This is a genomic window from Paenibacillus sp. FSL K6-1122 (genome assembly GCF_037977015.1).
Lineage (GTDB): Bacteria > Bacillota > Bacilli > Paenibacillales > Paenibacillaceae > Paenibacillus > Paenibacillus amylolyticus.
Genome location: NZ_CP150272.1, coordinates 6,258,824 through 6,272,160, shown reverse-complemented (window position 1 = coordinate 6,272,160; position 13,337 = coordinate 6,258,824). Strand labels below are relative to the sequence as shown.

The 13,337-nt window shown below is 44.6% G+C and carries 8 protein-coding genes; 7 read left to right on the top strand and 1 reads right to left on the bottom strand.

Annotated features, from left to right (window positions below; genetic code table 11):
• Positions 1–67: 67 nt before the first annotated feature.
• Positions 68–415 carry a WGxxGxxG family protein gene (locus NSQ20_RS27920; RefSeq protein WP_036614046.1) on the bottom strand — a complete coding sequence of 116 codons (348 nt, stop codon included), beginning with the start codon at positions 413–415 and terminating at the stop codon, positions 68–70.
• A 577-nt stretch (positions 416–992) separates the two neighbouring features.
• Between NSQ20_RS27920 and ppc the strand changes: the two genes are divergently transcribed.
• The 7 genes from ppc to glmS all read left to right on the top strand — a co-directional run bounded on the left by ppc (position 993) and on the right by glmS (position 12,171).
• Positions 993–3,785 (top strand): phosphoenolpyruvate carboxylase, encoded by a 2,793-nt coding sequence (gene ppc, locus NSQ20_RS27915; RefSeq protein ID WP_036614045.1) that lies wholly within the window; start codon positions 993–995, stop codon positions 3,783–3,785.
• 261 nt (positions 3,786–4,046) lie between these two features.
• Entirely contained in the window at positions 4,047–4,613 is a 567-nt protein-coding gene (gene sigW, locus NSQ20_RS27910) for an RNA polymerase sigma factor SigW (RefSeq protein ID WP_036614044.1), read from the top strand.
• Between the two features lie 136 nt (positions 4,614–4,749).
• Positions 4,750–5,364: a zf-HC2 domain-containing protein gene (locus NSQ20_RS27905; protein ID WP_036614042.1), complete on the top strand. Its 615-nt coding sequence runs from the start codon at positions 4,750–4,752 to the stop codon at positions 5,362–5,364.
• A gap of 315 nt (positions 5,365–5,679) precedes the next feature.
• Complete coding sequence (gene cdaA, locus NSQ20_RS27900) at positions 5,680–6,516, top strand: diadenylate cyclase CdaA (RefSeq protein ID WP_340031250.1); 837 nt, start codon at positions 5,680–5,682, stop codon at positions 6,514–6,516.
• Positions 6,509–8,002: a CdaR family protein gene (locus tag NSQ20_RS27895; protein ID WP_051447345.1), complete on the top strand. Its 1,494-nt coding sequence runs from the start codon at positions 6,509–6,511 to the stop codon at positions 8,000–8,002. Before cdaA ends, NSQ20_RS27895 begins: the two co-directional genes overlap by 8 nt.
• Before the next feature lie 73 nt (positions 8,003–8,075).
• Positions 8,076–9,416 carry a phosphoglucosamine mutase gene (gene glmM / locus NSQ20_RS27890; protein ID WP_017692121.1) on the top strand — a complete coding sequence of 447 codons (1,341 nt, stop codon included), beginning with the start codon at positions 8,076–8,078 and terminating at the stop codon, positions 9,414–9,416.
• A gap of 922 nt (positions 9,417–10,338) precedes the next feature.
• Positions 10,339–12,171 (top strand): glutamine--fructose-6-phosphate transaminase (isomerizing), encoded by a 1,833-nt coding sequence (gene glmS, locus NSQ20_RS27885; RefSeq protein WP_036614040.1) that lies wholly within the window; start codon positions 10,339–10,341, stop codon positions 12,169–12,171.
• The last annotated feature ends 1,166 nt before the right edge of the window (positions 12,172–13,337 follow it).

Here is a 13,337-nt window from a genome sequence, read left to right as displayed (position 1 = left end):
CTGTTTACCTCTGTGGATGAGCTGCTTCTAAGACGTAGCAGCTATTGTATAGTGACGTGAGTACAATTTAACGTTCGTTGCGATCCGTCACTCTTTTACGCATGCCCGCTAATCCAAGCAGTCCCAACAAACCAAGCCAGCCCCAATCCATGCCGTTGTCACGGTCGGTTGTTGTGGCGTTTGCCCGAACATTGTTGGTACGATAGTCACCATTGTTGCGGTAGTTTCCATCCATGTTCATATTCATGTTAGAATTAGTGTTTGTGCGGTCCATGTAGTTGGTGTCCTGATAAGACCGGACACGTGAGCCGGTTGTATCCATTCCTTTGGACATATGACCATCAGCAGCAGCAGGGCCAGCCATCGCGGCCACCAGAAGCACGGAAGCAATAATTGTTGTACCTTTCTTCATCATGTGGATTCCTCCTTTTTAGTAAGAGCTACAGATTAATCTGCCCAAGAAGACAAGTACAATATGTAGAAAAAGTCTGTTAAGATATACCTTTGAGTCCAATTGAATAACAACATACATAAGAAACTTGCCTAGTAAGCAGACTGTAGTGGGAAGAAAATTATAATTACACCTTTAATTTATTGCGTCACTGTGGTAAAGTATACAAAAGCTTGCTTTGCCGGTCATGTTTCTTTGTATATCATCTGTTCTCAAACAATGAAATTATGCGGTTTAACCTTAATATCAGGTACATGGGATCATATCTAAAAGAACTGTATATTTATGAGTTTTTAAGAATAGGTATGAGACTTTTGATTTATCTAAAGTACGTGAAAAAGGTATCATGCGACAGTATATGACCATTAATTGAAGCAGAACAAGAAAATGAATAAAAAAGCGTGTTTTTGTGCTGTAAATCGGGGATAATCCCCATTTTTTCTAGTAGAAAAATAAAGATTTTCGTACCATTTTATTGTATGATGTTATGAAGGTGTCAAATTTACGTGTACGAATGGAACGATCAGATGGGAGGATAAGCATGACTGAAACTATGGTAACCGCCAGCAAAAGCCAATCCAACAACCTGCTTCGGCGAGACGTGCGGTTCCTGGGCAATATACTCGGAGAAGTTCTTGTCCATCAAGGCGGCACGGAGCTTCTAGATATCGTTGAGAAGATTCGGGAAACGAGCAAATCGTTACGTGCAGAATTTCTGCCAGAACTCTATGCAGAGTTCAAAACGATGATCCAGGAATTAGACTCGGACAATCGTCACCAGGTTATTCGGGCTTTCGCTATTTATTTTCAATTAGTTAATATTGCTGAACAAAACCATCGGATCCGGCGTAAACGGGATTATGAACGTTCTGCTGGGGACGCTGTGCAGCCAGGATCGATTGAGAAAGCAGTACAGGATCTTAAGGAACGTGGACTGTCTCATATAGAGGTGGAAGAGATTCTCGACGATTTGTCGTTGGAACTCGTTATGACAGCTCACCCAACCGAAGCTATGCGCCGGGTTATTCTGGACATTCATAAACGGATATCCGAAGATGTCATGTCACTTGATAATCCTACGCTGACGTTGCGTGAACGTGAACAGTTGCGTGAGAAGCTGCTGAATGAGGTTATTACACTCTGGCAGACAGATGAACTTCGCGACCGCAAACCGACTGTGCTTGATGAAGTGCGGAACGGGATGTATTACTTTCATGAAACGTTGTTCCACGTACTTCCGGATGTATATCAGGAGCTGGAACGCTGCCTGAACAAATTTTATCCTGACCATGACTGGCATGTGCCGACGTATTTGCGGTTCGGTTCCTGGATCGGTGGAGACCGGGATGGAAATCCTTCGGTAACTTCAGATGTAACATGGCAGACACTGTTGATGCAACGCAAGCTTGCTTTGCGTGAATACCAACGGATTATGATTGAACTTATGGGCCATCTCAGCTTCAGCACAAACATCATTCATGTATCGGATGAGCTGGTGCAGTCGATTGAGCAGGATCGTAATTCTGTTACATTGAAAAAAGTGGATATCTGGCGGAATGAAAAAGAGCCATACCGCATCAAATTGGCTTATATGATTGCCAAGCTGAACAATGTACTGGATGAAAACAAATTAGGTCAGCCTGACCGTTATCATAGCGCACAGGATTTGATTGATGAACTGATGATTATTGATCGAAGTCTGCGCCATCATTTTGCCGATTACGTAGCAGATACGACCATTCGCAAAATGATTCGTCAAGTCGAGTTGTTTGGTTTCCATACCGCAGCATTGGATGTGCGTCAGCACAGTAAGGAACATGAAAATGCGATGTCTGAGATTTTGGCGAAAATGAACATTGTAGAGGATTATGCGCGTCTGACTGAAGACGGTAAAATCGATCTGCTTGCTCGTTTGCTGGATGATCCACGTCCACTTACTTCTCCTTATCACCAATACACGGAGGGAACCAAAGAGTGTCTGGATGTCTTCCGTACCATCAAGCGTGCCCAGAACGAATTTGGGAACGGCTGTATCACAAGTTACCTGATCAGTATGACGCAGGGCGCAAGTGATTTGCTGGAGGTTATGGTATTTGCCAAAGAAGTGGGCTTATTCACCAAAGGTCACAACGGTGACGTTGTATCTACACTTCAAGCGGTACCGCTGTTTGAAACGATTGATGATCTACATGCGGCTTCGGACATTATGCAGAAGCTGTTCAACCTTCCTGTATACCGCGCAAGCGTAAAAGGACGGAATGAACTGCATGAAATCATGCTTGGTTATTCAGACAGTAACAAGGATGGCGGCGTGGTTACAGCAAACTGGGAATTGCGTGTAGCAATGAATGCCATCACGGCTGTAGGTAATGAACACGGCGTTAAGCTGAAGTTCTTCCATGGACGTGGCGGGGCTCTTGGACGTGGCGGCATGCCACTCAACCGCAGTATTCTTGCTCAACCACCACATACGATTGGTGGGGGCATCAAGATTACGGAGCAGGGAGAGGTTATTTCTTCCCGTTATTCCCTTCAGGGGATTGCATACCGCAGTCTGGAGCAGGCAACTTCGGCTCTAATCACAGCAGCACTTAATGGGCTTGAGCCGCAAGAGTCAGCATCCGAACGTCATTGGGACAGCATCATCAAAGAGATTTCGGAAGTATCTCTGACGAAATATCAGGATCTGATTTTCCGTGATCCAGACTTCTTCACCTTCTTCAAAGAATCAACGCCGCTTCCGGAGGTTGGTGAGCTGAATATTGGTTCCCGTCCATCCAAGCGTAAAAATAGTGATAAGTTTGAAGATCTGAGAGCGATCCCTTGGGTATTCGCCTGGACTCAAAGTCGTTATCTGCTTCCGGCATGGTATGCGGCAGGAACAGGATTGCAAAGTTACTATCAGGATAAAGAGGAAAATCTGGTTGTCCTGAAAGAAATGTATGCAAGCTTCCCATTCTTCCGTACATTAATTGATACGGTACAGATGGCCGTAGCTAAGGCAGATCTGGTCATTGCCAAAGAATATTCAGCCATGACTTCGAACAAGGAAGCCCGTGATCGCATCTACGGTCAGATTGAAGCCGAATTCAAGCTCACAAAAGAGCTGATTCTGAAAATTACCGGAGAAGCTGAAATTCTGGATGATGTACCGGTTATTCAAGAATCCATTCGCCTTCGTAACCCTTATGTAGATCCGTTGTCCTACATGCAAGTTCAACTTCTGAGCGAGCTCAGAGATATGCGTGAACGTGGTGAGGATGATACAGAACTGCTCAGAGAAGTGTTGCTGACAATCAATGGCATCGCTGCAGGACTGCGTAACACAGGTTGATGATTGAACTGCTGCATTTGAATAATTATATGTAACAAAGTACCCATTACTTTGTTAACTAAAAAGCTCCATTCTCTGCTCTACGGAGTAAGAGATGAAACGGGACTCCTGCGGGAGTTCCCGTTTTTACTGTTTTTGGCGGATATTTGTCATACAGTCTTGATTTTTGACCAAAGTTGATTTACGATTTGATTGGTGAATTACAAGTGTGGACGGGTATCAGAAGACGGAAGACCCATCAGCATGTCTGGGGGAATAAGGGTGGACAATTTGGAGAATAGGCTTATTAAACTGGTGCTCAAGGGCGACCAGAGAGCCTTTGCAGAAATCGTTGAACTATATAAGGACAAGCTATTTCATTTGGCATACCGGATGCTGAACAATCGTCATGAAGCTGAAGACGTTGTGCAGGAGACGTTTTTGCGTGTGTTTCGTAATATGGAGAAGTACGATCCGAACCAGAAGTTCTCAACCTGGATCTACCGGATCGCAACGAATCTGTGTATTGACCGACTGCGCAGAAAGAAACCTTCATACTCATTGGATGCTGAACTGAATGATCAGGAAGGATCTGATGGTTATGCGATGCTCCCGAGTGATGATCGTACACCGGAGAGTGAAGCTCTCCTGTCAGAAACGCAGACACTCATTCGTGAGGCCATTGACAGTTTGCCAGCCAAGTATAAGTCCGTTATGATTCTGAGATATTTACAGGACTTGTCGCTACAGGAAATCAGTGATGTGACAGGTATGCCCGTAACAACGATCAAGACACGCGTTCATCGGGGCCGTGATTTTCTACGTAAAAAATTGGAGTATAAGTTATAAATGTTAAGCGCCTTTAAATATGGGCGAAATTATTTGAAACATATCCGAAACGGATGCGTATGTAATGTATGCAAGTCTTATGCGTGCTTTTTAATGGCACATGGACTAAGTGATTTAAGAAAGGATTGGCTCTCATATGGATTGCAACTCGGCCGTCTCTTTAATGCATGAATGTTTGGATGAGTCGTTGTCCCCGGCCCAGAAGGTTGAACTGAAAAGTCACCTTGTGATCTGTCCGGATTGTCGCATGCGCTTTAAAGAGTTGGAACAGACGGAAATGTTACTCTTTGCCATGAAACACTATTCACCGTCTGCCTCTGATGAGCTGACCAATCGAATTATGAATGCTCTGCCCCAGCCCAAGAGACAGCAAGCATGGCTCAAATGGGTCAAAGGACATCCCGCGCTGACGGCGGCAGCCTTCTTTTTGGTCGTGATGCTCTTTAGCGCCTTGAATTTCTGGAATCAGAATAACGAAATGGTTGTTAAGGGAAATAATCTGGACCAGATCGTGATTCAGGGTAACACGGTTATTGTTCCTGAAGGTAAGTCAATTGCTGGCGATCTTACGATAGAAAATGGAACCGCACAAGTATATGGTGATGTGAACGGCAATCTGACGGTTATCGACGGACAACTGTTTCAGGCTTCAACGGCGCATATTTCAGGTCAGGTGAAAAGTATTGATCAGGCGCTGGACTGGTTCTGGTACAAAATAACCAATATGGTAAATGAAGTGGCTTATCGCTAGAACAGGGTAAAATTCTTCAATGGTATATACCAAGCAGGGTACCTCCAGATTGCATGGGGTACTCTTTTTTTATACGCAAACTTTGTAATTAATGGTAAATGTGATGTTTATGTGCAGTTTGAGACTGCCGTAACTTGCAACCTGAACGTTAACGTTATAACCTAGATACTAAAGAGAACATACTACTACATATAGATAAGCATTTTGCACAAATCAAATAATGCAAAAATGCGGAGACAAAGGATTATATAAAATCCTAATGGGTTAATATGAGATCAGGGTTTACTCATCAATGGGGATAGCGGGGGCTGGCTTATGAATTATTTTGCTGACTTAACGTGGACAGAGTCCATTAAGGACGTTATCGATATATTGATCGTTACCTATATTATGTACAAACTGATTTTGCTTGTGCGGGGGACACGTGCGGTTCAGCTCCTAAAAGGGATTCTGTTCCTTGTGCTGATCTGGGCATTAAGTACGTGGCTAAACTTGTATACGCTCAAATGGTTAATGAACCAGATGTTTACGTTTGGTGTCGTTGCGGTCTTCATTATCTTTCAGCCGGAACTACGTCGTGGTCTGGAGCAATTGGGACGCGGTAAGCTGTTTGGACGTTCAGCGGCAGCGAGTGATGAAGAACTAACCGTGTTAATTGGTGAGATTATTAAGTCAGTTAATTATTTGTCACGGCGTAAAATTGGCGCTTTGGTCGTATTTGAACGTGAAACAGGTCTGAACGATTACACGGAATCGGGCATTAAGATGCATTCTCTGGTCAGCTCGGAGCTGATGATTAACATCTTTATTCCAAGTACACCGCTCCATGATGGAGCCGTTATTATACAGGGAAAACAGATTTCGGCGGCAGCTTGTTATTTGCCATTATCAGAGAATCCTTTTATCAGTAAGGAATTGGGAACACGTCACCGTGCAGCAATCGGGATTACCGAAGTTGCAGATGCGATCTGTTTGGTTGTCTCCGAGGAGACAGGACAAGTGTCACTGGCAATGAATGGACAGGTCGTTCGTGATATTAAGGAAGAATCGCTGATTGCCAAACTGTATGAGGAGTTGCGCCCAACATCCAATCTGAAAAAGAATGGCTGGACAACCTTCTGGAAACGGAAGGGAGGACGTAACAATGGATAAGTGGTTTAACAATAATAACTTTGCCAAAATACTTGCGCTTGCGGTGAGCCTGTTGCTCTGGTTCATGATTCATCTGGATGAAGTACCAACCACCCCTACGATTACAACAGGGACAACCAACAAGGTTGTGGAACGTACGGTGCCTGTTCAACCTTATGGATTAGACAGCAACAGCTATGTGCTCACTTCATTAAGTACGGATGAGGTCCGGCTGGAGATTAAAGGACAGCGCTCGATGCTAACATCGATTTTTACGAATGACGATTACAAGGTACTGGTCGATCTGAGTCAGGTGAAAGATGGGTCCAATACACTGCCACTTGTACCTGATTTGCCTTCCGGGGTAGAAGTGGTCAGCATGGAACCTTCCATGGTTACGGTGAACGTAGAAAAATTGGGCACCAAATCCTTCAATGTGAATATTGTACCCGAAGGGGAACCATCCGCCGGATACAGCGCTGGAACGCCCGTAACTGAACCTTCGACGCCGGTTAAGGTAACTCTGCCCGAAGGGCAACTCGAGGCTGTAGCGAAGGTCCAGGGCAGTGTGAGCGTGAAAGATGCCAAGGAAGATGTCATACAGAAAAAAGTGAAACTTCAAGCATACGATGCTGAAGGCAAGGTCCTTGAAAATGCGATTATAACGCCTCAAACGGTTGAAGTCCGAGTTCCGGTCAATCAGCCCTATACATCTGTACCCTTAAGAATCAAATATTCGGGACAGCTTCCGGAAGGCCTGGTACTCTCCACGGTAGAGCCAAACGTGAAAGAAGTCTCGGTTTATGGATCAGAGGATGCGCTTGCAGGTATACAGTCCTACGACCAAGTAACCCTTGATCTTACACAGTTTGATCAGTCGGGTACATCGACAGTTAACGTGGACTTGACGCCGCCTTCCGGTTTTGAGAAAATCGAGCCTAGTTCGATTCAGATCAAGGTAACCATATCACCATTTGACGAGGCAGAGGAGACAACCAAAGTCTTTCCGAACGTCCCCATCACACTTACCGGTGCGGGGAATGGACTGGAAGGGACGCTGGTTACGCCTCGAAGCGGCGGTCTGAACCTCACACTTACAGGCTCAGCAAGTATGCTTGAGGGTCTGAGTAGTGATGATCTCACGTTAACCGGGGATCTTGCTGGACTTGCGGTCGGAACGCATGAGATCAAGCTTGAAGCCGACCTGCCCCGTTATGCCAAACTGGATGAATCATCCACTGCATTGAGTGCGACGGTCAAAATTAGCGAAAAGGCTGAAGATACCACGACCACTCCTGGCGAAGAACCGACGGACGAGGGAACGGTAGCACCTGACCCAACACCAGCCGAGGTTGAAAATGGGGAAACAGAGCCTGTTCCTGATGATGAAGAAACGGAATCGAATACGGATACTCAGGATCAGGGTCAACAGGGGAGCACAAGCAGTCGAGGTAATTTAAATAATAATAACAGCGGTACTGGCAGTAAAAGTGGCGCGAATCCGTAAACGTTCTAATTTTAAAATTCTCAAAAAAATAATAATAGTGCTCGTATATGATGCGAATAGAAGGAGTTAAATCATGGGGAAATATTTTGGTACAGATGGTGTAAGAGGGGTTGCCAATAAAGAGTTAACGGCAGAGCTGGCTTACAGCATTGGACGTTGTGGTGGTTACGTGCTTGCAGGTGGTGTGGAAAGACCAAAAGTGGTTATCGGCATGGATACTCGTATCTCGGGATTGATGTTGGAATCCGCACTGGTTGCAGGTCTGCTGTCCATTGGCGCTGATGTGATCCGTCTGGGCGTGGTATCCACTCCGGGAGTGGCGTATATTGCACGTTTGTTGAAAGCTGACGCGGGCGTGATGATCTCGGCTTCCCACAATCCGGTTGAGGATAACGGAATCAAGTTCTTTGGTGGAGATGGCTTCAAGCTTTCTGATGAAACAGAGAACCGGATTGAAGAACTGATGGATGCGGAGACTGATCAATTGCCACGGCCAGTTGGTGGCGGGCTGGGTACTGTAACGACAGATGAAGAATCCCGTTATCGTTATCTTGATTTCCTGAAAACGACTGTAAATGAATCGTTCTCTGGACTTAAAATTGTTTTGGACTGTGCAAACGGAGCAGCTTATGAACTGGCACCAAAATTGTTCAGTGAACTAGGTGCAGAAGTCATTGCCATTGGCGCTGAGCCTAACGGCCTGAATATTAATGAGCAATGTGGATCAACTCATCCAGAGAACCTGAAACAAGAAGTGCTCAAACATAAAGCAGATCTGGGTCTTGCTTTTGACGGGGATGCAGATCGTCTGATTGCTATTGATGAGACAGGCGCTGAGGTGGATGGAGACTTCATTCTGTGTATCTGTGGTGATGCGATGAATCGTGCAGGCAAGTTGAAGGACAGTACTGTTGTATCGACCGTTATGAGTAACATCGGATTCTACAAAGCAACGGAGAAACTTGCACTGAAAACAGCTAAAACGGCAGTAGGTGATCGTTATGTGATGGAGGAAATGCGTCGCGGCGGTTACAACTTGGGTGGAGAACAATCTGGCCATGTTATTTTCCTGGATTACAATACAACCGGAGACGGTATGCTGACTGCGATTCAACTCGTGGATACGCTCAAGGCTTCCGGTAAAAAACTGAGTGAACTAAAAGCGCTAATGACCCAGTACCCACAAGTATTGGTGAATGTGCGTGTTGAAGATAAGAGCAAATACGAGGGTAATGCTGCAATCGAGCAAGCTATTGCTACAGTAGAACAACAACTCGGGGATAATGGACGTGTACTCGTTCGTGCTTCAGGTACTGAATCTCTGATCCGTGTTATGGCGGAAGGACCAGATAAAGACGAACTTGAACAATTTGTGTCTCAAATCGCAGATGTAGTGCAAAAAGAACTGGTATAGGACCGGAAGAAATCCCATGTGCATACGGTTTTCTAAAGGGAATTGTTGTGTATAAAGGGTATGATATAACAGGATTTAGGACATATAGTGCGTGTTCAAAAAGTTTGGTTTTCAGTACCGAGAAGATGGAATGAAGATAGAAATGGAGTAGCGGAGCGTAGGGAAACTACGTGAGCAACGGACATTTCGGCTGAATTTCATATTCGATGCTGATTATGCCAATAGGCATGATTCGTAATCAAAAGCGGACTTTTTGAATTTCCTCTAAAGATGGATATTCCTGCGTCCCGGCCTGATGAGACCATAGGTCTGTTTATCCGGTCGGGATTGTAGGTAAATATGCTAAAATTGTCACAGGTACTTTGCTCCATTGCAAAATGGACCTGACGTGCATATAATGAGTGGAGTCGTCATTCAGACACAGAAAGTGAGGAACGTAAGGTTACAGTTATACAAGCGCCAGAGCTTGGAGTTGCGCGGGATGATGTTGATCAGGATTTCTTCTAGGTTGAAGAACGCTGATTAAGATCAACGGCAATCAAGCTGACGAGGTGGAGGTGTTCGGATTGTTCGGCGGGGACCTCCCGGTGAAGCACCAGAGCCGTAAACCGGATTGCGGAAAATGGATAGGTGACTGTCCACACAACGCGCCGGTGCAGGTGCAAGAGTTAAACTAAAATTCAAATGAATGTGCGTGAAGAGCGTAAACAGTACGCGGACGGGAAAATGATGTACATTCATGATTGCATTCATTACAGCTTATGATGACAGCGGGGCGACACGAGGTCGCTCTGATCATTGATAATTGAATAAGTACCAAGTATTCATGAAACGCTAGGCAATCACTCATTTTTCCGATATGCCGCCTCTGCCTGTTTCTCTTCGTGACACAGTATTCATATACAAACGGAGGAAATAAATTATGTGCGGTATTGTTGGATATATTGGTAATAAGAACACTCAGTCGGTATTGGTCGAAGGATTGAAGAAACTCGAGTATCGTGGTTATGATTCTGCAGGTATCGCAGTATTCACACCGGAAGGTCTGCAAATCACGAAAGCTCTTGGTCGTCTTGCGAACCTTGAAGCCAAGCTGGATGGTGCACCACTGGTAGGTAATGCCGGAATCGGACACACACGTTGGGCAACTCATGGTAAACCATCGGATGAGAACTCTCATCCACACACAGATGGAAGCCAGAAGTTCTCTGTTGTGCATAACGGTATTATTGAGAACTACCTGGATCTGAAGGACGAATTGATGGCTCAAGGTCACACGTTCACTTCCGAGACAGATACTGAGGTTATCTCTCACCTGATCGCACGTGAATACAATGGTGATATCGTCAAAACAGTACAAAAAGTGATTACGCTGTTGCGTGGCGCATTTGCACTGGGTGTATTGACAGAGCATGAGCCTGAGAAACTCGTAGCTGTGCGTCAAGCAAGCCCGTTGATTATTGGTATTGGTGAAGGCGAGAACTTCATTGGTTCCGACATCCCGGCAATTCTGGAGCATACACGTAACGTGTACATTCTGAATGATGGTGAAATGGCTGTATTGACACATGATGCTGTCGAATTGATGACGATTGAAGGCAACTTTATTTCTCGGGAAATGATTCGTGTCGATTGGGATGCTGTAACCGCAGAAAAAGGCGGATTTGAGCACTTCATGCTGAAAGAAATTCATGAGCAACCAAAAGCATATCGTGATACTATGCTGGGTCGCATCGATAATGAAAGCAAAAAAGTTCAACTTCCTGAGTTGAAAATGACTGAAGAACAAATCAAAAATATCCGTAACGTTCAAATCATTGCATGTGGTACAGCGTACCATGCAGGTCTGGTTGGACGTACAGTGATTGAGCAATTGGTACGTATTCCGGTTGAAACAGATGTGGCTTCCGAGTACCGTTACCGTTCCCCAATCGTGCACAAAGATACACTTGTAATCGTAGTGAGCCAATCCGGTGAAACTGCCGATACGCTTGCTGCATTGCGTGAAGCACAATCCAATGGGGCACATGTACTGGCAATCACAAACGTAGTGGGCAGCTCCATTGCACGTGATGCAGATGATGTTATCGCAACATTGGCAGGTCCTGAAATTGCAGTAGCTTCTACCAAAGCGTATACTTCGCAATTGATCGCGTTTAACTTGCTTGGTCTGTACCTTGCACAAGTTCGTGGTACTCAATCTGCAGAAGAGATTGAACACACGCTGGCAGCAATGCAAGCATTGCCTGAGCAAGTGGAATCCATGTTGGAGCAAGCGGAAGCAATTAAAGGATATGCAGAGCAAATCTCCAAACATGAACATCTCTTCTTCATTGGCCGTGGTCTTGACTATGCAGTAGCTCAAGAAGGATCTTTGAAGCTGAAAGAGATCTCTTATATTCACTCCGAGGCGTATGCTGCGGGTGAGTTGAAACATGGTACGCTTGCATTGATCGAAGATGGTATCCCTGTTATTGCCCTGGCAACGCAGGAGAACGTACTTGAGAAAACAGTGAGCAACATTAAGGAAGTAAAAGCACGTGGCGCAGATGTATTGGCAATTACGTATGAAGAGCACGTAGCACCATTGCTGAAATCCGTAGACCAAGCGTTTGCGATTCCTAAGACGCTGCCACTGCTTAGCCCTGCTTTGTCTGTAGTTGCGCTGCAATTGCTGGCATACTATGCTTCCCTGGCACTGGGTCATGATGTAGATAAACCACGTAACCTGGCGAAAAGTGTAACGGTTGAGTAAGGTAAGGAATTCAGTAAACTAATAAAGTATGGACAAAATAATGGTCCTGATGACTCTAAGTCATCAGGACTTTTTTGATGTTTCAGGAGGGTGGTTCTAAATATTAGAACCACCTTATTTGTGTTTTTTCATTGTAAATTGCGGTCATTCATTGGACGAAAATCCATCAGATTATAAAGTATCTTAGGAAGAGTATCCTTTTGTAATTCTCACATTTGAAATATTCTTCGTGCACGAATGTAATCAACTTCTTAAAGAGAATCATTAACCTTCGCAACTCGTAAGTGCAAATATATCCCCAAGAAGGATGCGGATCGGGCATAAAAGATCATTTGAATGGTAAAGGAAGATGACTGAACGTGACGGGTACATCTTTCAGCAACTCACAAAATGGTATGCCAAGAAGCAACAATGCGCTCGATGAAGAAGCTTATTACGCGAAGTAAAATTATTGACCGTTCAATTCGGACTCAGAACGCGATTGTAATCTGCATGTAAATGAGTGAAGGACATCGGAAAGCGTATAAGGGAAAACCTCACCTACGGTTTGACGAGGAGGAGCAGAATATATTTACCCTTTACTCTAACAGAGGCGTAGAGAAGAAGGCGTGATACAAAACGATGTCGGCTACCATCCGTGCGGACGCTGTGACCAGTTTCCAGCCAGGCTTTCAGAAATTGGTCAGGTAATCATGTTGAAAATTACAAAGTGCAAGGAATCGGAACACCGGCAAAGAATATTTAAAGGGAATATATACCAAATTTACCTGTTAAATGACTGAATGTCAACACTCGTCGAATTCCTTGATTGATGTCAAATCATGCCCAACGTTTCTTCTCCATTCACTATTTTTAACGAAAAATGTTAACACATAATGTTTTATGAACCAAATTTAACAATATAATGACTATATTTAACAAAAATTTCACTATACATTCTTGTAAATTTTGATATAATTCAACCTAGGTCTTATTCCCTATTATTCTAATAAATGGAATTGTAGGGTTTTTTATACCCATCCAAGCTGTGTGCGAGAGACCAGTATACTGGCTTACCAACAAGCCGGCATGTGGGGACCAACAATTGTGGAAAATGACAGCCTAGAATATGTTGCTCCATGACGTCAGAAGGTTTAGAAAGGAAGGTTCAGAAAGATGGAGCCAAC